The sequence below is a fragment of the Pirellulales bacterium genome, from assembly GCA_019694455.1.
In the GTDB taxonomy this organism is placed as follows: Bacteria; Planctomycetota; Planctomycetia; order Pirellulales; family JAEUIK01; genus JAIBBY01.
On sequence record JAIBBY010000006.1, the window covers coordinates 61,809 to 84,947 of the forward strand.

Here is a 23,139-nt window from a genome sequence, read left to right on the forward strand (position 1 = left end):
AAGAAGGATTCCAATGGCGGCTTCAAATGGCGCGAGCAATGGCGCTATCTGATCCCTTATGCGCTGGTGGGACTGATGCTCTTGCTGTTGTGGCAGGAGGCCGCCGACAGCTTCGCGATTCGCACCATTGACTACAGCGAATTCAAAAGTCACATGGCCGCGGGCGAGGTGAAAGAGGCCACCGTCCGCACCGAGGAAATCCAAGGGATCATCGAGCTTAAGGCGAAACCGAAATCGACCCCAGCGAAGTCGATCCCCGCCAAGAGCGATTCCAAGACTGCGGACTCTCAAAGCGCGGACAAGAAGAGCGAGCCCGCCGTCGGCGCCAAGCGCAAACCGCTCAAGATCAACAAGGCGCTCCCCACCGCACCGGTCGGCCCGACGACGTTCCACTTCCGCACGATTCGAGTCGATCCCGACGACGACCTGGTGCGCGACCTTGAGGCCAAAGTGCCGAAGTATCGCGGCGAGCGGCCCAGCCTGATGGCCACGATTATCCTCTCTTGGGTATTGCCGCTGGCGCTATTGATCTTGCTGTGGGTGTTCATCTCGCGCCGTCTGGGCGCCGCTGGACAAGCGGTGATGAGCTTTGGCAAGAGCCGCGCCAAGCTGATGGCCGACAAGCACACCGGCGTCACCTTTGCCGATGTCGCCGGCTGCGACGAGGCCAAGTACGAATTGCAAGAAGTCGTCGACTTCCTCAAGAACCCGCAGCGCTACGAGGCGCTGGGCGCCAAGATCCCCAAGGGCGTGCTGCTGGTCGGGCCGCCGGGCACCGGCAAGACGCTGCTAGCGCGGGCCGTGGCGGGCGAGGCGAAGGCGCCGTTCTTTTCGCTGTCTGGCAGCGACTTTGTCGAGATGTTCGTGGGCGTTGGCGCCTCGCGGGTGCGCGATCTGTTCGAGCAGGCCAAGGCCACCGCGCCTTGCATCATCTTCATCGACGAGCTCGACGCGATCGGCCGCCAACGCGGGGTGCATATCGGCGCAGTCAACGACGAACGCGAACAAACCTTGAACCAATTGCTCGTCGAGATGGATGGCTTCGCCCCGAATGTCGGGATCATCATTCTGGCGGCCACCAACCGGCCCGACGTGCTCGACCGCGCCCTGCTGCGCCCCGGCCGCTTCGATCGCCAGGTCGTGGTCGACGCGCCAGACATCGACGGCCGCGTGGCGATTCTCAAGGTCCACTCGCGCGAAAAGCCGTTGGCCGCCGAAGTCGATCTGCGCAGCGTGGCCCAGCACACGCCGGGCTTCTCTGGCGCCGATCTGGCCAACGCGCTCAACGAGGCCGCCCTGCTCGCCGCGCGCCGCGGCGCCAAGGAAATCACCCAACACGATCTGGAAGAAGCGGTCGAAAAGGTGATCGCCGGGCCTGAGCGCAAGAGCCGCAAGCTGATCGAGGCCGAGCGCCGCCGCGTGGCCTATCACGAGGTGGGGCACGCCCTGGTGGCCGCCTACAGCGAACACTCCGATCCAGTCCACAAAATCAGCATTGTGCCGCGCGGCCGCGCCGCGCTCGGCTACACCCTGCACCTGCCGGAGGAAGAGCAGTTCTTGCTCACGCGGGCCGATCTGATCGATCGTATCAAGGGGCTGCTGGGCGGCCGCGCCGCTGAGGAGGTGGTGTTTGGCGACGTGAGCACCGGCGCCGAGAACGATCTTGACCGCGCCACTGCCATGGCGCGCCGCATGGTTTGCATCTACGGCATGAGCCCCTCGGTGGGGTTGGTGCATATTGGTCACCGTCAACACCCGTTCTTGAGCGGCGGCATGGATGGCGAACTGCAGCGCGACTTCAGCGAGCACACTGCCCGCGATGTCGACGCCGAAGTGAAAAAGCTGCTCGACGACGCCTACCACCAGGCAAAGCAAATCCTGACCGACCATCGCGATCAACTGGAGTCGGTGAGCCAGGAGTTGTTGGAGCACGAGAACATCGACCGGCAGACGTTTAACCGCCTGATCGGCCGCTCGGCCGCCGCCAATGGCGAGTCGCCGCCGGCGCCCGAGACACCTTCTCCCTTGCCGACTCCGCCGGCCGAATAGTCTTTCCCGGCGCGTTCGCCGCGCCGCGCGGAGGGCCCACGCCCTGCCGCGGCGACGACAAAAGGCGTATATTGTCGGCCAACGAGCGGGTCACGCTCGCCGCGCACCGACAGAGGATCATTCGCGCCATGAGCGAAACGCTTGCACGTCCCCCGCACATCCAATCCAACATTCGCAAGGTGGCGATTTTGTTCGCCGGCGGTCCGGCCCCGGCGGCCAACGCCGTGATCTCGACCGCCGCCGCCAGCTTTCTGCGCAACGACATTCAAGTGGTCGGCGTGCTGTATGGCTACTCGCAACTGGTCGAGTTTGGCCCCGACCGGCCGTTGGTCGAAGGGCGCGACTACATCCCGCTCGATCACCGCGCGCTGCGCCGCACGCGCAACACGCAAGGCATCATGATCGGCACCGCGCGCACCAACCCCGGCAAGAACGTCTCGCAACCCGATCACCTCAAAGACCCCGAGCGCACCGCTCCGCTGCGCACGGTGCATGCGGCGCTGCGCTCGATCGGCGTCGACGCGCTCATTTCCATCGGCGGCGACGACACGCTGAAGACCGCCAACAAGTTTCAGCGCATGCAAGATTATCTGCCGGCCGGCGAACAGCGCATCCCGGTGGTGCATGTGCCGAAGACGATCGACAACGACTACATGGGCATCGACTTCACCTTTGGTTACTTCACGGCGGTCGAGACGTTGGCGGAAGAGATTCGCAACCTGCTCGCCGACGCCGAGGCCAACCGCACCTACTTTCTCGCCGAAACGATGGGGCGCAGCGCCGGCTGGCTGGCGTACGGCGCCTCGATCGCCGGCGAGGCAAGCCTGGTGATCAGCGTCGAAGACATCAACGGCAAGTATCTCGGCGAAGAGGCAACCACCGACGCCGACGGTCAGACCCACACGCGCCAGGTGATGAATGTCGATCTGGTGGTCAAGCGGATCGTGGCCACCATGCGCACCCGCGAGGAAGTGGAGCGCAAGGAGTTTGGCGTGTTGATCATGGCCGAGGGACTGGCCGAATTTCTGCCGATGAGCTACCTGGAAGGCATTGGCCGCGACGAACACGGGCATATCTCGATCTCCAAGGTCAACCTTAACAAGATTTTTTCGCGGCTGATCACCGAGGAGTACAAGCGGCAGACCGGTCGCAGCCGCAAAGTGACCGGCGTGCAACTGGGATACGAAGCGCGCTGCGCCCGGCCGCACTCTTACGATGTGCTGCTCGGCAGTCAACTTGGCGTGGGCGCCTACCGCGCGCTGATCGAGAAGCAACTCGACGGCGTGATGATCTCGGTCCACGGGCAACTGGAACTGAGCTACGTCGGCTTCGATCAACTCGTCGACCCGCAAACGCTGGTCACGGTGGTGCGCTACGTGAAGCCCGGCAGCGACTTCCACCGCCTCGCCCGGTTCTTGGAGACGTATATCAACGAGTGAGGCGGGGCGCGGGGCGGATTAGAATGTGGGCGTGGACACCAAACCGCAACGAGCGTCCCGAATCATTCGAATCCGCCGACGAATGCGTTGTTCACTTCGGTCGCTGTTCGTCCTGTTGACGGCACTAAGTCTGCTGTTTGGTTGGGTTACGTGGAATCTGAATTGGATTCGGCAGAGACACCGAGCGCTTGACGAAGGCGAGGTTGGCCTCGTCTCGTACACGGGGCCGGTTTTTCATGTGCAGTGGCCTAAGCCACCATGGTCGCTACGGCTGTTTATGGAAGTTTCGCCGCGCGAGGCGGGCTTAGTTCTGTCGCCATCCTCCTCCGATAAAGAGTTGCGGAGAATGCGAGCACTGTTTCCTGAGATGCGAGTTGAACGCGTGTGGACCGACTCGCCACGGGATATGCAGTGAGGCAATTACCCTCCATAAAGAAAGCCCGCTCGTTGCCGAGCGGGCTGTGGCTATTCACTGGCAATCGTGTCGCGGGCGTCGCGCTTACTGCGGCGCTTCGATGCCCAGTAGTTCCACCTCGAAAATCAAAGTCGAGTTGGGGCCAATCTCCTGCCCTGCGCCGCGCTCGCCGTAGGCCAGCTTGGCGGGCACATACAATTCCCACTTCGAGCCGACCGGCATGAGTTGCAGGGCCTCGGTCCAGCCGGGGATGACCTGGTTGACCGGAAACACGGCCGGTTCGCCGCGCTTGTACGAGCTATCGAACTCCGTGCCGCTGATCAGCGTCCCTTTGTAGTGCGTTTTTACGGTGTCGGTGGCTTTGGGTTTGGGGCCGCTGCCCATCTTGACCACCTTGTATTGCAGTCCGCTGGGTAGCGTCACCACGCCCTTGGCCTTCTTGTTGGCCTCCAGGAATTTGGACCCTTCATCCTCATTTTGGCCGCTGGCGGCTTGCATCTTTTGCTGTTCGCGGGCCATGATCTCTTGCTGCAAGGTCTGCATCACTTCTTGAATCTGCTCGTCGGTCAACAGCGGCTGCGCGCCGGTGAGACCATCTTGGCAGCCCTGCATGATGATGTTCATGTCGACATCGATGGCCTGCATCTTGAGCGTGCGGCCGATGTCGAGGCCGAGACTGTAGCTGACCTTCTCCTTCTGGTCGCGCAGCCCTGAGTTGCCTGCGGGGGCCGCGGCGGTTGCGGCGGCCGGTTGTCCCCCGGCGCGTGGCGGCGCGGCCTTGCGAATCGATTGCCGCGGCGCGGCGGCGCGACCGGCCGGCGCGTTCTGCGCGACAGCGGGCGCGGCGAGAAACAAGAGTGTCAGTGCGATGGACAGCGAGCGCTGCATGGATCCATTCCCTTAACGGTTGATTGGCGGCGCGATGCGCGCGCCCGGTGTCTGTTTTTCTCTGTACGCAAAAGCGGCCGCCGCGGATCGCTTGCGGCCAACAAACTGGCCAACGTTCGCCTGCGGGCAGCGGACCAATGTGGCGGAGATTATGGAGAAGACGCCCAATCGGGGCAATGCGGGTTTTTGCTGGCGCGGGAGGACTGGCTGCGATGACAAATCCGGCGCTTGCCGAGCGCCACTGGTCGTGCAATGGACGCCAGCATGGCGTGCTAGCTAGCAAATCTCCTCTTACGTCGAATAGACCCAGCGGCCCAGGAACAACGCCGGAATCAGCAGTACCAAGATCGGCAGCGCGCCGGCGGCCCCACGCACCGTGAAGCAAACCGCCGCGTCGAGCACGATGAGCGACAAGATGCAGTTCTTTACCGCCGCCTGCACATAGAGCGGCGCCGGCGTGATGATCGCCCGCACGCAGCGCCAGGCGATGAGTCCGCCCAATAGCAGCATGAGCAGTCGCCAGCGGTCGAGATACACCGGCTGACTCACGGCCGGCAAAAACTCGTCGACAAACAACGGGTACGACGCCAACAAGGCGATGCCCGACAGCAGCACCGCCAGCGCCATGCTCAGTTGCAGGCGGCGGCTGACTTCGGCCTCGCCGCGCGAGAACCAGGTGACGCCGAGGATGTAGACCCCCACGCCGGCGGCAATCACGTAGTGCGCGGCGTGCCAGTCGCCGGGCGCCAGGCTCATGCCCAATAGCACGTTGAGCGCGCGGCAACCGGCCATGCCCAGGGGCGCCAGCGGCGTGACGCGCAGCGAGGCGTCGTAGATCACCACCAAGGCGGCGAGCGCGGTGGCAACTAAACCGGGCCGCCACGACAGCCCCAGCCAGCCCGCCAGCCAACCCATCACCACGCCAAACACAACCAGCCCAATGCCGATCGCCCGCGCGGTCGATGCGTGAATGCGCCCCGAGGGGAGGGGCCGATGCGGACGTTCGCGGGCGTCGATTTCAAAATCGAACAGATCGTTCAGCACCATGCCCGCCATGTACAGCGCGGCCGACGCCCCCAACAATAGCGCCAGCGATCCGGCCGGATCGGCGACCATCTGATGGGTGAAGAGATAGCCCATCAGAATGTCGGCCATCGCGGTAAAGACGTTCGGCAGCCGCACCAACTGCAGGTAAGCGCGGGTCAGCCCGTGCGTCGAGTCGCCGATCCGCGGTTGCTCGCTTGTTTGCGCCATGCCCGGCACTCCGCTTTTCGCGACCAGAGGGGACCGGCGACCGCCGAACGCGGCCGCGTTTCAATCGCCGCGGGCAATGCCCAAGCGCTGGGCCAAGCGGGTCATGTATTCGTGGGCCTCGCGCGCGGCGGCCTGGGGACTGTCGATATAAGGATACAGTTCGACGGTGATCCAGCCATCGTACCCGGTGGCTTCGATGGCTTGCAGCGTGGCCGCAAAATCGATAGCGCCGTGGCCGGGAATCAGGTGCTTGTGAACTCGCGTGGCGGCAATGTCCTCAAAATGATAGTGCCGAGTGTGCGGCGCCATGCGGGCGACCCAGTCCTGTGGGTCTTCGCCCACGCAATAGGCATGGCCAATATCGAAATTCAATCCGATCCGTGGCGAGTCGATCCGTCCCGCGAACTCCAAGTATTGGTCGAAGCGCTCGATCAACAGTTCGGGCTCTGGCTCGATGAGCAGCGTCACGCCAAGCCGTTCGGCCAGTTCGACGCACGGCATCAGTTCGTCGTAAAAGATTTGTGCCGCGCTCTGCCAGGTTTGCCCGTCGAAGATCGGACCTCCCGGCTCGGTGGTGATGTTCGGCGCGCCGATGTCGGCGGCCAGTTGCAGGGCCCGTTTGGTGTGCTCGCGGCGGATGGCGCGGTACGGCGCGTAAGGCTCGTTCCAGGCCGGGTAGAGATAATGCTGCCGCGGATCGGCCACGGCGTTCATCATGAACGCGTTGATGTTTGAGATGGCAAGGTTGCGGCTGGCCAGCGCCTGGCGAATCTCGCGGCGGCACCCGGCGAGCAGACTAGCGGGCCAGGCGTGCGGCACGTCGGCCAGCACCTCAACGCCGCGAAACCCGATGCCGCCGATCTGATCCAGCGCCTCCTCGAGCGGAAAGTGCAGAAAGGCGTTGGAGCTGAAGGCAAGTTTCATGTGGGGCCGGCAGGGGGTGGGATCAGTCGGGCGGAAATAGCTATTTTAGCCCAACGCGACTGGCTTTTGAACCGCCCGGTTATGATGACGTGATGGACGAAAACCCCTATCAAGCGACCGTCTTTGAGCGCGGACCAGAGGGTTCGCTGCCTGACCGGGTATTGTGGCTCGGGCAGTGGCGGCGGCGGATGTTTTGGGCGGCCGCGTTGAGCATGGCGGCGCTGCTCTGCTCCCTGGCAGCCGTATATTGGGCGTATTGGCTCCAGTTGCAGGGGCTGCACAACGAGCATCGGCGAACGATCGCCTTTGCAGTCGGCAACGCGGTGGTCTCCGCCTTTGCCGTGTGCAGCGCGGCGGTGTTGGCCTGGCTCGCGCTCGCCGTAACCGAGTGGTGGAGTTATTCAATGGCCGCCAGGCACGGCGGCGCCGAGAACCTCCTCAGATGACAAAGAGCGAAAACCCGTATCAAGCGACCGTCTACGAGCGCCTGCCGGAGGAGCGACCGCCTGGCGCGCGGTTTAACATTGGTGTCTGGCGGCAGCGGATGTTCATAACGTTTATCCTGAGCTTTGCGGCGTTTCCATTCGTCTTTTTCGGCGCTGCGATAGTCGCTGATTCGATGGCGCTCGAAACGGTTGAGCGTGTGGCGGCATTCGATACCGCCTTTCTCTTCAACCTGCTTGTGTTCTTGGCTTTGCTGCTGGCATGGTTCGTGCTGAGCGTCTGGGAGCGATTGTCTCCGCCAATGCCGGCTGAAGCGCGGCCAGCGGCCGATTTGCCGCCAGTTTGAGCGGGTACCCAGCGCGGACCACTTTCGCTAAACTGTTGTGATTGCTGCCAATAAGGCCCCGCCGCGCGGGGGTCTTCCACCAAGGGCTCTGCATTGGCCACGGCGCCACTAGACCGAGAAGCGACTTCGGCCAGCGCCACTGCGCCTGCCGCCGATCCGCCCGTGAGCACTGCGCATCTCAAGCTCGCGCCCGACCAGCGGCAAGTTCGTGAAAAACTTCGCGAAGCTGCCCGGCTGGCCACCGCCGCGCTCGACAAGACGACCCCACTGTCCCAGGCCCGCATCGAACAGATCGGCCGGCAGCTTTTGGCGCAGTTCGACCTGCCACAGAGCTATCTTGGCTGGACGATGGTGCAAACGCTCTCCGCGTTTTGGGCCGACCAGCTTGCCGGCGTGCCAGTCGCGCGCCGGCTGCTGATGTTGCCCGCCAACAGCCAGCACCGCGCGGGCTGCGCGGGGGATTCGAATCAACCGCTGGCCGACGGCGAGCGCTGCGCGGCCTGCGTGGTCGACGAGGCGCGCCGCCAGGCGATCGCGTTGGGTTACCAGGTGCGCGTGGTCGAACGCGCGTCGGCCATTCTGACGGAGTTATTGTCGGGACGCGTCGACGCGGTGATTGGCGTCGCCACGCTCGATGTGCTCGAGCAAGCGCTCGACCGCGTGCTGCTGGCGGGCGTGCCATGCGGCGCGGTTCCGCTGCCAGCCGAGAGCGGTCAGCCGATCGACGAGGATTGGATTTTGGAAATGATCGGCACGCCGCAGGTGTCGCGACCGCAGACAACGCGCACCTACCTGCACCTGATGCGGTCGGCGGCGCGGATGTTTTCTGCCGGCGAGTTGGAGCACTTGGCCCCGCGCGCGCGGGGCGGCCATGGCCCGCTCAACGGCGCGGCGCTCGACCCGTTGTCAGCCACCGAGGCCATTGCCTACGACTTTCTTGCCAAGGGGGGCAAGCATTCGCGCCCCTTCATCACGCTGGCCATGCACGACGCGCTGACCGGCGGCCGCGCCACGCTGGCCGATGGTCCCGCGCATCTGGCGCAGCTTCCCGCCGCCGTGCGCCGCACCGCCATGTCGATCGAGACGTTTCACAAGGCGTCGCTGGTACATGACGACATCGAGGACGACGACGAGTTTCGCTACGGCGACCAAACGCTGCACCGCCGCTACGGCACGCCGACGGCAATCAACGTGGGGGACTACTTGATCGGCCTGGGTTACCGGCTGGTGAGCCGCGAGACGGCCACGCTCGGCGCCGATGTCTCGGCCGACATCTTGGATCGGCTGGCCGACGCCCATATGAAGCTTTCGGAGGGGCAAGGCGCCGAACTGATGTGGCGCGATTCGGGAGACAAACGTCTCTCCCCGGACGATGCCTTGCATATCTACGCGCTCAAAACGGCGCCGGCCTTCGAGGCGGCGCTCTACGCGGGCATGCGGCTGGCGCGGCCGATTGACGGCTACAGCGAGCCAATTGGCCAGTTCGCGCGACACTTGGGAGTGGCGTTTCAGATTCTGAACGATTTGGGCGACTGGAACGCCGATTCGCACAACAAGCTGCTCGCCGCCGGCGACGTGGTGGGCGGACGCCCGACCCTGCTCTGGGCGCTGGCGCTGGAGCGATTGCCGCGCGAGCGCTGCGCGGAGCTCGTCGATCTGGCGGCGCGGCGACCCATGACGCTCGACGTGGTCAGTCAGATCAAGTCGCTTTACGAAGAGGCGGGCGTGTTCGCCGAAGCGGCGCGCCTGATCGCCGAACACGAGCGCCGCGCCGCGACCATCGCCAACACCATCGAACCAGCCGAATTGCGGCGGCTATTGTCGTATTTGATTGAGATGGTGCTCGATCGACCGTCTAATAGAGCGGTCGGCGTCGGCCCGCCTGCTTGACGTTCGACCGTACTGGGTCGCGACGACCAGAGCGCGGCGCTGGCTTATTGTTCACCCCCGGACCCGGAGCATCGAGGCCTTGCATAATCATCAACCGCCGGCCCTGAAGCTGCAAACGCTCGTCGATCTGTTCTTTGCCTCCGAGGGAGAGCTGGGACAGTTTACTGAAATCTCCGCCGACGCCATGCCCGAGGCGTATCGCCGGCTCTTGGCGCACGAAAACCACATGACGGTCACCGTGGAGGCGCACCACAAGAGCCCCGTCGATGTGGTGGTGCTCGACCGGCGCAAGACGCCGTCGCACTACGCGCGCAAGATCGTGCTCTGCCGCCAGTCAGATCACGAGGTGGTGCAGTTTGGCATCATGCGGGTGAATTACTCGCATCTGGCCCCGGCCGTGCGGCAGGCGATCGAGTCCGAAGACACCCCGCTGGGCCGAATCTTGATCGACAACAACGTCTACCGCGAGATTCAATTGGCTTCGCTGTTCCGCATTTCGCCGGGCAAGGAGCTGAAGCACTTCTTCGGGCTCGACAGCGACGGCGGGAGCGGCGCGAACACCACCTATGGCCGCACGGCGGTGATCTACTGCGATGGCGAACTGGCGGTGGAACTGTTGGAGATTGTCGTGCCCGAGTGAGCGCGGCCCTTGGCGGCTGGCTCGCTTTCGACGCGCCGCCGCAGTGAGTAGAATCACGGCCAGTAGTCTTGGTTCTTCATCGTTTGTGGCGGCATCATGCCCGAAAAAGTTCACATTATCGGCATCGGCGACGACGGCCTGACCGGTTTGACCGACGCGGCGCGGCGCCTGCTCGACGGGGCTCAACTGGTGATCGGCGCGCAGTCGGCCCTGGACCAACTGGGCGCCAACCGCGCCGAGCGACTGATCGTGGGAGACAACTTCGACGAGGCGCTGCGGCGCATCGCGGCCGAGCCCCACCGGCGGATCGTGCTATTGGCGTCGGGCGACCCGCTCTTTTACGGCGTGGCGCGCTATCTGTGCTCCAAGCTAGGCAAAGATCGCTTTGAAGTCTTGCCGCACGTGAGCAGCATGCAGTTGGCCTTCGCGCGGGTGAAGGAAAGCTGGGAGGAGGCGTACCTCACCGATTTGTCGACGCGCTCGCTGCCGAGCGTGCTCGACAAGATTCGCATCGCCGAAAAGGTGGGGCTGTTCACCAGCGACGCCTGGCCGCCAGCGGCCATCGCCAAGGCGCTGCTGGAGAACAAGCTCGATTATTTTTCGGCCTATGTCTGCGAGAATCTCGGCTCGCCCGACGAGCGCGTGACGCAGGGAGAACTGGCGGAGATTGCGAGCGACGACTTTGGCCCGCTCAACGTGATGATCCTGGTGCGCAAGCCCGACGTGCCCGACCGGCCGGCCGACGCGATTGGCCGCCGGCTGTTTGGCAACCCCGACGAGGCGTTTGCGCAGTCGCAGCCCAAGTATGGCCTGCTGACTCCGGCCGAAACGCGCTCGATCGCGCTGGCGCAACTCGACCTGGGATCGCGCAGCATCGTGTGGGACGTGGGCGCCGGCAGCGGTTCGGTGGCGGTCGAGGCGGCGCAACTGGCCAGCGACGGCACGGTGTACGCCATCGAGATGGATCCCGAGGACCACGCGCTCATCGTGCATAACGCCGAGCGATTTGGCGTGCGCAATCTCACGCCGGTGCGCGGCCGCGCGCCAGAGGCCTGGCAAGGACTGCCCGACCCCGACGCCATCTTTGTCGGCGGCAGCGGCCGCGGCATCAGCCACCTGGTCGAGGCGGCCTACCAGCGGCTGCGCCCGCGCGGCAGGTTGGTGGCCAACGTCGGCAGCATCGAAAACCTCTCCGACGTGCATCAGGCGCTGCGCAAAGCGGGAGACGTGCGGGTGTGGATGATCAACATTGCCCGCGGCACCGAGCAATTGGAGCGGGTGCGGTTCGACGCGCTCAATCCGTCGTTTCTGCTGGCCGTGGCCAAACCAGATAAGTAGGTTGCAAGACTGTCGAGCGACTACGCGTGCCGTCGGCCACGGCGAGGTTTGCGCCACAGAAACTGCTTGCCTTGTGGAGCGCCTTCGCGGTCAAAGGGATAGTCCAGCCCAAGCCTTCGCATGAAGTCGACCATTTGCCATGGGTTTCCCGCTGGAAATTCGTCATCCGGATACGCCTTTTCTGTGGACTCGTCGGACCAGCGAATGAGGTAGCGACCCAACTGCTCTGCTGAAGCGTCAGGCCAAACAGCCGCAAATCGATTTGAATTGCCGTCCCACGTTGCGGCCTCTTCGGTCGATAATTCCTCCCAATATTCGGGCAATGGGTTGAACTGATCAAATCGTTCGCCATCCAAAAAAAGCACATACATCCACAGATCGTCGTCGTGAATATGCAGAGTCAAAGCAGGAACCTTCAATAAGCTCGATAGTTCGCGGGCCACGTCCTCCCAATCGAGGGCGTAATTTGGATGCACGATTGAGCATCGTAAGCCACCGTGCAAAAGCAGCATGTTTTCTTCATCGTAGGAATCACTCGTCGGCTCAAATCCAATCTCATGTTTTGCTGCATAATGCGCAAGCGCCTTGGTGACCTCACTCTGTTCGCTGGTTGCCAAACCGGTGATTGACAGAAACGTCCCCATGATTTGCTCTCCGCCCATGACGACATTTGTTGGTTCGCCACACGGGAACCGGTTGATTCCGATTCCGCTACGTTCACTTCCTCGGCTTGCTCGGCAGTCGAGCCGCGAGCCTAAGCCGCCTGCTGGACCAGTTCCGGCTGCGGCGTCGGCAGCGGGATCGTCTGCTGCCCTCTCCTCACTAGCACGAGACGGGTAGCGAACTTGCACCGCGTTATTTGAAGCCGTACTTCGGATTGCGAATGTCGAAGTCGAGATCGGTGAAGTTGTTGTTCAACTTCAGATTTTGATAGGTGTACTCTTCGATCAGTTCGGGGGGGCCGCCGGCACGGCTGGGCCAGTCGAACGATTCGTAGCGGATGGGGATATTCAGCTCATCGTCGACGTAGATGCGGGCCAGGTGAAACAAGAAGTTGCGCCGCGGCACCGGATGCGTCACCTGAATGCAGGTGCAGCCACGGCCATTGATCTTGGCCTTGAGAAACTGCACATCGCACTCGCCATAGCGGGTGTCGCGCTCGCCCACCTCGAGCAACCGCTGAACCAGGTTCTCGACTCCCAGTTCGGTGATGGGATAGCGATTGCCCTTCATCGCCATTCGGCCGGTGGGACTGAGCGACACGGTGCCGATGGCGTTTTTGAGGCCAACGCCGTGGGCTTGCAGTTCATTGTTGTTTTGACCTTCGACGTACAGCACCTCTTGGCCGCGCATATTCGGCGGACCCATGAAGTACATGTAGACGCTGAACGGCTGATGCCGCACCTTGATCGACATGGTTTGATACTCGCCGAGCACGCCATCGACGCGCTCGCGCTTGTAAAGCATGCAGGTGTAGTCTTGAATCGCCCGGATGTGCGGCAGGCCCTCTTGAGCCCAGCGCAGCGCGGGCATGAGCGGATGCTCCGCGGCGGTCGGCGCGGCCGAGTTGATCTCCGCCGGATTGGGAGGCGTGGGGGTCGCGGCCACACGATATTGCGGTTGTTGATTCGCCGGGGCATACGGCTGCTGCGGGGCGCCGGCGGTCGCAGGATACGGCTGTTGCTGCGGCGGCGCATACTGCGGGCTGGCTTGCGCCGGCGCGGGTTGCATGGCGGCGGGCTGCTGCGAGTATTGCGGCGGCGCGGCCGGTTGTTGGGCCGGTGATTGTGGCGCGGCATACTGTGGCGGCGCGGCAGAGGGTTGTGCTGTAGCGGGCGAAGCCGGCTGGGCGCCAAATTGAGCGAGCACCGCCAGGGGCGCGCTGGTAATCCAGACTGCCGTTACGAGTGCGAGCCGAGCGAACGGTTTGGGCATGTGATGATCCCCTGCCAACGGGTCAGAGACAGGTCGCGAACGCGGAACAAGAAAGGGCTCCGACGGCGGCAGTGGGTCGACACTGCTGCTAGCAACTTGCATGCCGGCGGTTGCCACAGGCAAATTGCGTTACCGCGACGTGGCCTGTCTAACTGGTTCCCTCCATGGAACTTGGCAACTGCGTGATGGTGATTGAATCAACCCCGCGGGCGATGGCGCATCCTTACGCCGATTCGCCGAACTAGCGCGAAAAATTTACAATGAACTACCGGCGCTCCCCAAGTGCTGGGACGCCAGGAAACAAAGGCCACATTGAATATCGAGGACGGCCCGACGCGTCCAGACCAATTGGCGAATTTGGAGGGTTTGTGAGTCAGTCGCCCGTACGAATCAAGATGATTCTCTCCATGCCGTTTGCTGAGAACACCTATGTTGCCCACCTCGAAGGACGCCAGGACTGCGTGGTGGTTGATCCGGGCATGGAACCGGAGAAGATCGTTGACTACCTGGACGAAGCCAAGCTGACGCCGGCCGCCATCCTGCTGACGCACGGCCATGCCGATCACATTGCCGGCAACGCCGCGCTCAAGGACCGCTGGCCCGCCGCGCCGTTGGTCATCGGACACGCCGAGGCGAACAAATTGGTCGACGCGCAGGCCAACCTGTCTGGCGCCTTCGGCCTGCCGATCACCAGTCCCCCGGCCGACACGCTGTTGCGCGAGGGGGAGGTCTACGAGGCGGCGGGCTTTCGGTTTGAAGTTTACGAGATACCGGGGCACTCGTCGGGGCACATCGTGTTTGTCTGCCGCGACGTTGCGCCGATCGTCATCTTTGGCGGCGACGTACTATTCGCCGGCAGCATTGGCCGGACCGATTTTCCGGATGGAGATTTCAACCTGCTGGCCAGCGGCATCCGCGACAAGCTGTTTGTGCTGCCCGACGACGCTGTGGTGCTGTCTGGTCATGGCGACCCGACGACGATCGGGGAGGAGCGGCGGGGCAATCCGTTTGTGGGCGAGAACGCGGGCGCTTACGGGCTGGATTGAGGGGGCGGCGCATTGATGCGCGCAAGCTGCCAGGTTTGTTCGCGCGGTCCGCACCTTCACGGAACGGATTAACGCTCTAATCGCGCGCATACGCAGCACGTGCGATGCTAGCGACTGCGCTGTAGAAGTGTTGTAGACGACTCAGTTCACGGTGAGCGCACAACTTCGTCATGCAAATCGCGACATCGATTCGCCACCCCCACACAGCGCATACGGTCTGGTAACAGTTCCATGCCTCGGAGTATCTGCCCGACTGCCGTAGCGCGTAGGCAATTCCCATGCATGCATTGCGAGTATTGATCCAATCGGCCTGGCGGACTGAAATTGACCTCTGCTGCGCGCTTAAATACCTGCTCACACACTGGACAAAGTCCGCTTCCACCAATTGTCGATCTCTCGACAAATTATGGTCATGCAGCCGCCGCTGGTAGTGAATATCTTCCAGGTAGGCGACCGGCCCCTGCGTGGAGAGCCAGCAGAGGAACTCGTGATCAGCAATTCGCAAGTTTTCGTCCACGCCGCCCTTTCGTCGCCAATCGGATCGACGAAAGCTAAACCCGGGAAAGCCCATCACGAAGCATCCATGCTCAAATAGCAGCTTGAGCATCGCATCACCAGGGATCTCCCAAAATCCATTCCTTGCGACGCCGATCTCTCGCAAACGTTCCAGCACCTCATATGACTGCATCTTGCGCAGTGGGTCGCGTGTAGTCGCTGAACATGAGAACGCGAACGCAATGTGTGGGTTCTCACGCAACACGCGCGATTCACGTTCAATCTTGGTGGGGGACAATAGATCGTCTTGATCCAACACCACGATGATCTCCCCTCGCGCGTCGGCAATGCCCTGGTTCATGGGCCGCGATGGGCTGCCAGAATTCACTGCGCAGCGGATCGTGCGCAGCGGGATTTTCGATGTCCGAGACCAAGCGTCGACTATGCTGCTCGAACGATCTGTTGAAGCATCATCCACTACAATGATTTCGCATGGAGCCTCCGTCTGCGCAGCCACCGACCGAAGCGCGTCCAAGATGTAGCGCGCCCCGTTGAACATGGGAATGACAATCGAGGTTTCCAAGCGGTCGATCAATCGAATTCTCCGCAAGCGGTTTTCGTTGGTTAGTTATGTGAACCCGGCGCACAACTCGCTTCGCGCAAGGTAGGGACAATGGCCGCTAAGGTGGACAGCGCCCCCCTCGGCCCGGCACTACCTGGCAAATGTGCGACGCCTTCGACTCACAATCAGCGGGCGAGTCTCTCAGAACTCGTTGCAGACGGGCTGCCCGGCGCAGAACCTCCCCTATTCACTAAGACGACGGCGGCCATGCAAAACGGACACGCCCAGATGGATTTTTTTTCGTGAACTTGTGTATTGCCGTCGCCTGACATGGGGGACTTGCAACGTAAAACCTATCCCCCATGTGCAGCAGGGGTTATGCTCAAGGTTTGTATTGTTTGCAAATTGCGGCGGAGGGAGCCCGCCTGCCAGAAAAGGCCCAGGCGCCTGGGGGCAGATCGGCGGGAAGGGAGCCAGATCAGCAGGCTGCGTCCGCCAAAATTGTTGCCGGAGCCGTGGATGAGTCAGGGCCGCCAGATCGAACTGCGGGGGGTGGAGGTCCACAACCTCAAGCAGATCGACCTCGATATTCCGCACCGCCAGCTAGTGGTGGTTTGCGGTTTGAGCGGCAGCGGCAAGAGCAGCCTGGCCTTCGACACCCTGTTTGCCGAAGGTCAGCGCCGCTACATCGAAACCTTTTCGGCCTATACCCGCCAGTTTCTTGAACAGCTCGAAAAGCCGGCGGCGGAGCGGATCGACCACATTCCCCCCGCCATCGCGGTGGGCCGCCAGCCACTATCGCGGTCGAACCGCGCCACAGTGGGCGCCGCCACCGAGATCACACATTATCTGCGGCTCTTGTATGCCCATCTGGGTGAAGTCTTTTGCCTCTCGTGCGGACAGGCCGTGCGGCGCGACTCACCGCAAAGCGTGGCGGCCGAGTTGCAAGCTCTGCCCGAGCGGACGCGCTTTTTGGTGACGTTTCGCGTGCCGATCGAAGACGGCCGGGCGCAGTTGGCCAGCGCGGCCGAGTCGCTGCGCGAAGACGGCTTTGCCCGCGCGATCGTGGGGGGGCAGACCATCGAACTGGGGACGGCGATTGAGAACCTGTCGCGACTATCAGACGATGCCGCCGGCGCGCACGAGATGTTTGGGGTCGTCGATCGACTGGCCGCCGGCGGGGCGCAGGAGCGGTTGATTGACTCGCTCGAAACGGCGTTTCGCAAAGGCGAGCAAGGGGCCGTGGTGTTCGTCGAGCGGCCAGAGGGCGGCGCCATTGCCACCGGGCCCGAATATTCGCTGGACGGCAAGGCGTGGACGCGGCGGGGTTACAGCGCGCAATTGCGCTGCGATGCGTGCGAGCGCGAGTATCCAGAACCCGAACCGCGGCTTTACAGCTACAACAGCCCGCTGGGGGCTTGCCCGCGCTGCGAGGGATTTGGCAATGTCGTCGATCTCGATCTGGATTTGATCGTGCCCGACCCGCGCAAGTCGATCAAAGAGGGGGCGATCGCGCCGTGGAACACGCCGGCGTACCATCACGAATTGGAAGAGTTGTTGGCGCTGGCGCCCGACTACAACCTGCCGGTTGAGATACCGTTTCGCAAGCTCGAAGCCGAGCATTTGCGACTGATCACCGAGGGGGTAGCCGAGCGCCAATTTGGCGGCTTGGTGGGCTTTTTCGACTGGCTGGAGCGGCGCAAGTACAAGATGCACGTGCGCGTGTTTCTCAATCGTTGGCGCAGCTACCGGTTATGCCCGGTGTGCGAGGGGCGACGACTGCGCGACGAGTCGCTGGCGACCCGCGTGCTGGGCAAGAACATCGCCGAGCTATGCGCGCTGAAGATCGCGGACGCGGCGGCGCTGTTGGGCGAACTGCGGCCTGCCCCCGAGCAGGGCGCGCTGGCGCGGATGACGGTCGACCAGATTCGCGGGCGGCTGGGCTATTTGATATCGGTGGGACTGGGCTTTCTGACGCTCGATCGCAGTCTGCGCGCGCTCAGCGGCGGCGAGGCGCAGCGCGTGGCGCTGACGGCGGCGCTGGGTTCCAGCCTGGTGAACGCATTGTATGTGCTCGACGAGCCGAGCGTGGGACTGCATCCGCGCGACAGTCAGCGGTTGGTCGAGAGCATCCGGCGGCTGCGCGATCGGGGCAACACCGTGGTGGTGGTGGAGCACGAGGAGGAGTTCATTCGCGCGGCCGATCAGGTTATTGAGATCGGCCCTGGCGCTGGCGATCGCGGCGGGCAGGTGGTGTTTCAGGGGACGCCGCGCGAAATGGAAGCTAGCCCGAACAGTCTCACCGGCGACTACCTGTCGGGGCGACGCTTGATTCGCGCGCCGGAGAAACGCCGCCAACCGAACCATGGCTGGATTCGGCTGGCCGGCGCGCGCGGCAACAATCTCAAGAACATCACGGTCGAGTTTCCGCTCGGCCTGTTGTGCGTGGTGACCGGTGTGAGCGGAGCGGGCAAGAGCACGCTGGTGCAAGACACGCTCTATCCCGCGTTGTGCCGGCGGATGCGCAAGGAGTCGGTCAAGCCGCTCGACTTCGACGACGTGTTTGGCGATGGTCAGATCAACGATGTGACGATGGTGGATCAAAGCCCGATCGGCCGCTCGCCGCGCTCGAACCCGGTGACGTACATCAAGGCGTTCGACGAGATTCGCGAAGTCTTTTCGGAGACGGTCGACGCGCGCACGCGGAATTACACGGTCGGTAATTTCAGCTTCAACAGCGCGGAGGGACGCTGCGAGATGTGTCAGGGGGAAGGCTACCTGCAGATCGACATGCAGTTCATGGCCGACGTGTACATGAAATGCACCGAATGCCAAGGCGCCCGCTATCGCAGCGAGATTTTGGATGTCGAGTATCGCGGCCGCAACATCGCCGAGGTGCTGGACATGACCGCCCGCGAGGCGTTCACCTTCTTTCGCGGTCATCCCAAGGCGCAGGCCCGGCTCAAGCAGTTGATCTCGGTGGGGCTGGACTATGTGCGGCTAGGGCAGCCGGCCAACACCCTGTCGGGCGGAGAGGCGCAGCGGCTGAAGCTGGCGGCGTATCTCTCCAGCGCGCGGCGTGGGCGCACCTTGTTCATCCTCGACGAGCCGACCACCGGGCTGCACTTTGCGGATGTGGTGCAACTGATTGATTGTTTCGACGCGCTGCTGGCGGTGGGACATTCGCTGATCGTCGTCGAGCACAACTTGCAGCTTGCCAAGGCGGCCGACTATGTGATTGACTTGGGGCCCGAGGCCGCCGAGGCGGGAGGGAGCGTGGTTGCCACCGGCACGCCAGAGATGGTGTCGCGCAACGCGAACTCGATTACCGGCAAGTATCTGGCCAAGGTGTTGGCCGACGAATTGGCCGAGCAACGAGCCTAGGAGCACATGAGCCCAGCCAATCACCTCGATCGTGCCCGCGTCTTCTTCGGTCGGTTATCGACCACCGAGGCGCGCGTGTATGTCGAGCTGCCCGAGGCGGCGGCGGGCGCGAGTCTGCACGGCATGGTGGTTGGCCCGCGCTCGCGCTACGCCAAGACGCTGCCAGCGCGACTGCCGCTACGCCCGGTGAAGGCAACCGCTGGGCTATTGGCCGAGGCGTTTGTGCCCGATCCGTGCTTTTGGTCTGCCGATTCGCCGTATCTCTATGATGTCGAGATCGAGCTGATCCAAGACGGCGCGGTGATCGAACAAGCGACTCGCTTGTTGGGGCTGCGACCCCTTGGCGCCAGCGGCCGACAACTACGTTATGAAGGCAAGAACTGGGTGCTGCGCGTGGCGGGCAGCCTGGACGCGTTTGAGTTTTCTGATCTGCATGAGCAGGAACTGGCGGTCGTGGCCACGCATCCCGACGACCAATTTTGCCGAGAGTGCAGCGAGGCAGGGGTGCTGATTGTCGCCGACCTGGACGGCGGCCTGGCGATCGACCAAGAACTGGAGCGCCTTGCCCGTTGGCCCGCAGTGGGACTGGCGTATATGGTGAACCCAGAAGAAGTGCCCGCCGATCCGCGTGTTCACGCACGCAACATCTTGTTGCTGCATCGTGTGTCAGACGACCCGCGGGCGCTGCCGTGGGCCGATGCGGTTTGTGTCCGAGTCGATGAACTTTCGGCACTGCCGGCGGCGCTTGTACAGATGGAGAAGCCGGTAATCGCATGGCGCCCGAGCGGCGAACGAGTTGGCGCGATCGAAAATCGCCGGGCGGTTGATCGGCTACAACGCGATGTCGCGTTATATTTATCTGAACATCCCGCTGGCGCCGAGCCGGCCGGTTACTGGGCATAAGCGAGTCAACCCATGCAGCGCCCCACGCCTTGGCACATTGTCTGTTTGTTGTCGCTGATGGCTGGCTGCGGCCAGCAAACGCCGATCGAGGCGCCGATCGCCGGCACGCCCGCCGAAAAGGAGCTGGTCGCCGACGCGATGCAAGAGATGATGAAGCCCAGTCCCAAGGGCTGGGACGCCAGCGGCGACCCAGCCGAGTCGCTGGCGCGACTGGCGGAGCACACGCGCGGTCAGTTCGCCCACTATCAGGAGGTGGAGAAGCTGATCTTTCCGCCGGGCTTTGTGCGGCGCGTGACCGAACCGCTGGAAGTGACTTCCGAGCTGACGGACAACACGCACGGCGTGGTGCGCGTGCGGTATCAAAAAAAGAGCTCGATCATTCATCCCACCAGCGAGGCGGCCGAGGCCGATCACGAACTGCTCCCTCGGCCATCGGCGCAAACGCGCGCGCAGATGGAGGGCCCTCTCTCTCCCAAATGGGAACCAACCACCATCACCGTTGAGTATGACCTGCAAGATGGGCCGCATGGCCGGCGCTGGCAGCGCGGCGCGTGGAAGTCGGATTCCAAAATCGCCGAGGGAGATGACTTCTTAGATCGCGTGGGCCTGCCGTAGCGTGGTCCGGATCGCTCGACGCCTGAACTGACCCCACCGCGACGCACTGAAAAAAATGGCCGATCCCCGCCTCGATCGTTACGCCCGCCAGTCTCTCTATCCGCCGATTGGCCGCGAGGGACAAGAGCGGTTGCTCGCCAGTCGCGCGCTGGTTTGCGGTTGCGGCGCCTTAGGCAGCGTAATCGCCAGCACACTCGCCCGCGCCGGCGTGGGCCATTTGCGGATCGTGGATCGCGACTTTTTGGAATTGAACAACCTGCAGCGCCAGGTGCTGTTTGACGAGGACGACCTGGCTGCCGGTCTGCCCAAGGCGATCGCCGCCGAGCGCAAGTTGCGGCGCATCAACTCGCAGATCGAGATCGAAGCGCATGTGGCCGACGTGAACTCCGAAAACGTGCTGGCCTTGAGCGAAGGCGTTGATGTGATTGTCGACGGCACGGACAACTTTGAGATCCGCTTTCTGTTGAACGATGTGGCCATCAGCCAAAACATTCCCTGGGTCTACGGCGGTTGCATCGGCGCCGAAGGGCAAACGCTGACCATCTTGCCCGGCGAAACGCCGTGCCTGCGCTGCTTGATGCAAGAGGCGCCGCCGCCGGGGACGATGCCGACCTGCGACACGGCGGGCATCGTGGCGCCAATTATTGGGGTGATTGCATCGATCGAGTCGATGGAGGCGATCAAGATTTTGGCGGGCAAGCGCGACGCGGTGAGCCGAAAGCTGGCCGTGATTGACCTGTGGGACAACGGCTTGCGACAGGTAAAGGTGGACGTGCTGCGCCAGGATGGGGGCTGCGAGACATGCGGACAGCGACAATTTCCCTGGCTGGCCGGCGAGCGCGGCAGTCACAGCGCGGTGCTTTGCGGCCGCAACGCCGTGCAGATTCACCCGCCGCGCGGCGAGCGGATTGACCTGGCCGCGCTGGAACAAAAACTGACGGCGCTGGGGCGAGTAGCGCGCAATCCGTTCTTGCTGCGCTTCGCCGTGGACGACTACGAGTTGACCATCTTCCCCGATGGCCGGGCGATCATCGGCGGCACCAATGACATCGCGGCCGCGCGCACGATCTATTCGCGCTACGTGGGGGCTTGATCGAGTTCAACTGGCGGCGGGGATCGCCTGCCGTGGTGGCGGCGCCCAAGTTCAGCACCGCGCAGCGGCCCCCTCTCAAGCAGGGGGAGCGCAGGTGAATCACGCGCCCGGCCGCTCGGCGAGCAACTGAGGGTTCTGCTCAAGCTCGGCCATGCGCCGGACCATCTCGCGCGGCAGCGGCTTGGCCTTGGCCGCGGCGTAATCGACGAAGAGGCAAACGCTCGATCCATCGGCGGCCACGCTGCCATCGGCGAGATCGCGAATCGTGTAGGCGATGACGAACGACTTGCCGCCGACGCCGGTCACGTCGGCGGTGACGGCGACCGTGCCAGGAAAGCGAAGCTGCTTGCGAAAGTTGAGACTGGCGGTGACCATGCCCGGGCCGTCGGTCGGCTGGTCTTTGAACCGGTCGACGCCGAGCGCCTCGAAGTAGGCGATGCGCGCATCTTCACAGTACTGAAAATAGACGATGTTGTTCACATGTCCCAGCGCGTCCATATCGCCCCAACGAATTGGGCACTCGATCGTCACGCCGGGCGCGCTGGGCGACTGGCTCATTGCCTGGCCGCCAGTTCGCGTTCGACGGCCTGAAACGCGTCGGCGTTGTCCAGGTTGATCAGGTCGGCGCCGAGCTCAATGGCCTTGCGAAAGGTGTCAAGATTTTTGTCAGGCTCGTACACCATGAGCTTCATGCCCAGCTCATGGCAGGCCTGGATGTTCTCAGCGGTGAGACCGGCCGGGCTGACCTCGACGATGTTGGCGGCGAAGCGCTCCTTGCGATCCTTCATTTGCTCGGGGTTGGCGGCGTTCATTTTGAGGGCCAGCTTCTGATCGAGCTTGCGAAAGTCGAGCGCCTTACGATCGTTGTCGAACCAAAAGAAGCTGTCGTTCTCCAGCCCCACGTCGTACACCAACTTGATGAGCGCCGCCAAGTCGGCGTCTTTGACGTCGAAGTAGACCTTGGCCTTACCTTTAATCCAACGCAGGTAGGGTTCGAGGCGGGGGACCTTTTCGCCCGCGAACTTGGCGTCGAACCAACTTCCGGCGTCGAGCCCGTCGATTTGCTCGGCGGTAAGCTGGCGAATCATCCCCTTGCCGTTGGTGGTGCGGTTCACCCAAGGGTCGTGCATGATGATCATCACGCCGTCTTTGGTGGTACGGACGTCGATCTCTACATAGTCGGCCCCCCACTCGACGCACTTGGCGGCGGCGGCCTGGGTGTTCTCGGGGCAGTACTCATTGGCTCCCCGGTGACAGGCGATCTCGACGGCGCGGGTGCTGGGAAGACCGATGGCCAGTGCGGCGAAAAACGGCAGCGCTGCCTGGATGAACGGCAATCGCATGAAGGCTCCTTGGCGGTCGAGGGAAAATCGATTGGGCGCCGCGCCGTGCGGCAGTTCGAGCATAACGGCCTCGCGCGGCGCGGTCGAAGATTTTTTTGCAAATCGAATCGCGTTCGATAGATTTCTATTGGGTCGC

The 23,139-nt window shown here is 63.1% G+C and carries 20 protein-coding genes and 1 pseudogene; 13 read left to right on the forward strand and 8 right to left on the reverse strand.

The window, feature by feature from the left end; translation table 11 throughout:
• The first annotated feature begins 75 nt into the window (after positions 1-75).
• The 3 genes and pseudogenes from ftsH (at position 76) to K1X71_04380 (ending at position 3,488) form a co-directional block, all read left to right on the forward strand.
• Positions 76-2,049 (forward strand): ATP-dependent zinc metalloprotease FtsH, encoded by a 1,974-nt coding sequence (ftsH, locus tag K1X71_04370; GenBank protein ID MBX7072359.1) that lies wholly within the window; start codon positions 76-78, stop codon positions 2,047-2,049.
• Between the two features lie 27 nt (positions 2,050-2,076).
• A pseudogene (locus tag K1X71_04375) lies at positions 2,077-2,181 on the forward strand (hypothetical protein).
• On the forward strand, positions 2,178-3,488 hold the full coding sequence (locus tag K1X71_04380) for a 6-phosphofructokinase (protein ID MBX7072360.1): 1,311 nt from the start codon (positions 2,178-2,180) through the stop codon (positions 3,486-3,488). Before K1X71_04375 ends, K1X71_04380 begins: the two are co-directional and overlap by 4 nt.
• Positions 3,489-3,987: 499 nt before the next feature.
• Here the strand turns inward: K1X71_04380 and K1X71_04385 are convergent, their stop codons facing one another.
• The 3 genes from K1X71_04385 to K1X71_04395 all read right to left on the reverse strand — a co-directional run bounded on the left by K1X71_04385 (position 3,988) and on the right by K1X71_04395 (position 6,969).
• Entirely contained in the window at positions 3,988-4,791 is an 804-nt protein-coding gene (locus K1X71_04385) for an FKBP-type peptidyl-prolyl cis-trans isomerase (protein MBX7072361.1), read from the reverse strand.
• A gap of 291 nt (positions 4,792-5,082) precedes the next feature.
• The gene (locus K1X71_04390; GenBank protein MBX7072362.1) at positions 5,083-6,045 is read right to left on the reverse strand and encodes a UbiA family prenyltransferase; all 963 of its coding nucleotides are present in this window, start codon (positions 6,043-6,045) and stop codon (positions 5,083-5,085) included.
• A 60-nt stretch (positions 6,046-6,105) separates the two neighbouring features.
• Positions 6,106-6,969, reverse strand: a complete 864-nt coding sequence (locus K1X71_04395; protein MBX7072363.1) for a sugar phosphate isomerase/epimerase — start codon at positions 6,967-6,969, stop codon at positions 6,106-6,108.
• A 92-nt stretch (positions 6,970-7,061) separates the two neighbouring features.
• Here K1X71_04395 and K1X71_04400 point away from each other — a divergent pair, with 92 nt between their 5' ends.
• The 5 genes from K1X71_04400 (at position 7,062) to cbiE (ending at position 11,627) form a co-directional block, all read left to right on the forward strand.
• On the forward strand, positions 7,062-7,415 hold the full coding sequence (locus tag K1X71_04400; protein MBX7072364.1) for a hypothetical protein: 354 nt from the start codon (positions 7,062-7,064) through the stop codon (positions 7,413-7,415).
• Positions 7,412-7,759 (forward strand): hypothetical protein, encoded by a 348-nt coding sequence (locus tag K1X71_04405; GenBank protein MBX7072365.1) that lies wholly within the window; start codon positions 7,412-7,414, stop codon positions 7,757-7,759. Before K1X71_04400 ends, K1X71_04405 begins: the two co-directional genes overlap by 4 nt.
• Positions 7,760-7,852: 93 nt before the next feature.
• Positions 7,853-9,649 (forward strand): polyprenyl synthetase family protein, encoded by a 1,797-nt coding sequence (locus K1X71_04410; protein ID MBX7072366.1) that lies wholly within the window; start codon positions 7,853-7,855, stop codon positions 9,647-9,649.
• 79 nt (positions 9,650-9,728) lie between these two features.
• A complete protein-coding gene (locus K1X71_04415; GenBank protein MBX7072367.1) occupies positions 9,729-10,289 on the forward strand; it encodes a hypothetical protein in 561 nt (186 codons plus the stop codon).
• A gap of 96 nt (positions 10,290-10,385) precedes the next feature.
• On the forward strand, positions 10,386-11,627 hold the full coding sequence (cbiE, locus tag K1X71_04420; GenBank protein ID MBX7072368.1) for a precorrin-6y C5,15-methyltransferase (decarboxylating) subunit CbiE: 1,242 nt from the start codon (positions 10,386-10,388) through the stop codon (positions 11,625-11,627).
• A 20-nt stretch (positions 11,628-11,647) separates the two neighbouring features.
• Here cbiE and K1X71_04425 read toward each other — a convergent pair whose 3' ends face one another.
• Positions 11,648-12,271, reverse strand: coding sequence for a hypothetical protein (locus K1X71_04425; GenBank protein MBX7072369.1), 624 nt, complete (start codon positions 12,269-12,271; stop codon positions 11,648-11,650).
• A gap of 211 nt (positions 12,272-12,482) precedes the next feature.
• Complete coding sequence (locus K1X71_04430) at positions 12,483-13,562, reverse strand: DUF1571 domain-containing protein (protein MBX7072370.1); 1,080 nt, start codon at positions 13,560-13,562, stop codon at positions 12,483-12,485.
• Between the two features lie 368 nt (positions 13,563-13,930).
• On the opposite strand from K1X71_04430, the gene K1X71_04435 reads away from it, so the two are divergent.
• The gene (locus K1X71_04435) at positions 13,931-14,608 is read left to right on the forward strand and encodes an MBL fold metallo-hydrolase (protein ID MBX7072371.1); all 678 of its coding nucleotides are present in this window, start codon (positions 13,931-13,933) and stop codon (positions 14,606-14,608) included.
• Between the two features lie 76 nt (positions 14,609-14,684).
• Here the strand turns inward: K1X71_04435 and K1X71_04440 are convergent, their stop codons facing one another.
• Positions 14,685-15,698, reverse strand: coding sequence for a glycosyltransferase family 2 protein (locus tag K1X71_04440; protein ID MBX7072372.1), 1,014 nt, complete (start codon positions 15,696-15,698; stop codon positions 14,685-14,687).
• Positions 15,699-16,184: 486 nt separating this feature from the next.
• Between K1X71_04440 and uvrA the strand changes: the two genes are divergently transcribed.
• From uvrA to K1X71_04460, 4 genes are read left to right on the forward strand one after another with little or no spacing between them, the layout of a single operon-like run.
• Entirely contained in the window at positions 16,185-19,049 is a 2,865-nt protein-coding gene (uvrA, locus tag K1X71_04445; protein MBX7072373.1) for an excinuclease ABC subunit UvrA, read from the forward strand.
• A 6-nt stretch (positions 19,050-19,055) separates the two neighbouring features.
• On the forward strand, positions 19,056-19,952 hold the full coding sequence (locus K1X71_04450; GenBank protein ID MBX7072374.1) for a hypothetical protein: 897 nt from the start codon (positions 19,056-19,058) through the stop codon (positions 19,950-19,952).
• A gap of 12 nt (positions 19,953-19,964) precedes the next feature.
• Complete coding sequence (locus tag K1X71_04455) at positions 19,965-20,567, forward strand: hypothetical protein (protein ID MBX7072375.1); 603 nt, start codon at positions 19,965-19,967, stop codon at positions 20,565-20,567.
• Positions 20,568-20,622: 55 nt separating this feature from the next.
• The gene (locus tag K1X71_04460) at positions 20,623-21,660 is read left to right on the forward strand and encodes a ThiF family adenylyltransferase (protein ID MBX7072376.1); all 1,038 of its coding nucleotides are present in this window, start codon (positions 20,623-20,625) and stop codon (positions 21,658-21,660) included.
• Positions 21,661-21,759: 99 nt separating this feature from the next.
• On the opposite strand, the gene K1X71_04465 is transcribed toward K1X71_04460, so the two are convergent.
• Complete coding sequence (locus K1X71_04465; protein MBX7072377.1) at positions 21,760-22,218, reverse strand: acyl-CoA thioesterase; 459 nt, start codon at positions 22,216-22,218, stop codon at positions 21,760-21,762.
• Positions 22,215-23,003, reverse strand: a complete 789-nt coding sequence (locus K1X71_04470; GenBank protein MBX7072378.1) for a glycerophosphodiester phosphodiesterase family protein — start codon at positions 23,001-23,003, stop codon at positions 22,215-22,217. Before K1X71_04470 ends, K1X71_04465 begins: the two co-directional genes overlap by 4 nt.
• Positions 23,004-23,139 lie beyond the last annotated feature (136 nt).

Excerpts from the sequence above, each read along its gene's own strand:
- K1X71_04385 (MBX7072361.1), bottom strand. The coding sequence starts at position 4,791 with ATGCAGCGCTCGCTGTCCATCGCACTGACACTCTTGTTTCTCGCCGCG.
- K1X71_04380 (MBX7072360.1), top strand. The coding sequence starts at position 2,178 with ATGAGCGAAACGCTTGCACGTCCCCCGCACATCCAATCCAACATTCGC.
- cbiE (MBX7072368.1), top strand. The coding sequence starts at position 10,386 with ATGCCCGAAAAAGTTCACATTATCGGCATCGGCGACGACGGCCTGACC.
- K1X71_04400 (MBX7072364.1), top strand. The coding sequence starts at position 7,062 with ATGGACGAAAACCCCTATCAAGCGACCGTCTTTGAGCGCGGACCAGAG.
- K1X71_04390 (MBX7072362.1), bottom strand. The coding sequence starts at position 6,045 with ATGGCGCAAACAAGCGAGCAACCGCGGATCGGCGACTCGACGCACGGG.
- K1X71_04470 (MBX7072378.1), bottom strand. The coding sequence starts at position 23,003 with ATGCGATTGCCGTTCATCCAGGCAGCGCTGCCGTTTTTCGCCGCACTG.
- K1X71_04425 (MBX7072369.1), bottom strand. The coding sequence starts at position 12,271 with ATGGGGACGTTTCTGTCAATCACCGGTTTGGCAACCAGCGAACAGAGT.
- K1X71_04450 (MBX7072374.1), top strand. The coding sequence starts at position 19,056 with ATGAGCCCAGCCAATCACCTCGATCGTGCCCGCGTCTTCTTCGGTCGG.
- uvrA (MBX7072373.1), top strand. The coding sequence starts at position 16,185 with ATGAGTCAGGGCCGCCAGATCGAACTGCGGGGGGTGGAGGTCCACAAC.
- K1X71_04395 (MBX7072363.1), bottom strand. The coding sequence starts at position 6,969 with ATGAAACTTGCCTTCAGCTCCAACGCCTTTCTGCACTTTCCGCTCGAG.
- K1X71_04460 (MBX7072376.1), top strand. The coding sequence starts at position 20,623 with ATGGCCGATCCCCGCCTCGATCGTTACGCCCGCCAGTCTCTCTATCCG.
- K1X71_04405 (MBX7072365.1), top strand. The coding sequence starts at position 7,412 with ATGACAAAGAGCGAAAACCCGTATCAAGCGACCGTCTACGAGCGCCTG.
- K1X71_04430 (MBX7072370.1), bottom strand. The coding sequence starts at position 13,562 with ATGCCCAAACCGTTCGCTCGGCTCGCACTCGTAACGGCAGTCTGGATT.
- K1X71_04465 (MBX7072377.1), bottom strand. The coding sequence starts at position 22,218 with ATGAGCCAGTCGCCCAGCGCGCCCGGCGTGACGATCGAGTGCCCAATT.
- ftsH (MBX7072359.1), top strand. The coding sequence starts at position 76 with ATGCTCTTGCTGTTGTGGCAGGAGGCCGCCGACAGCTTCGCGATTCGC.
- K1X71_04455 (MBX7072375.1), top strand. The coding sequence starts at position 19,965 with ATGCAGCGCCCCACGCCTTGGCACATTGTCTGTTTGTTGTCGCTGATG.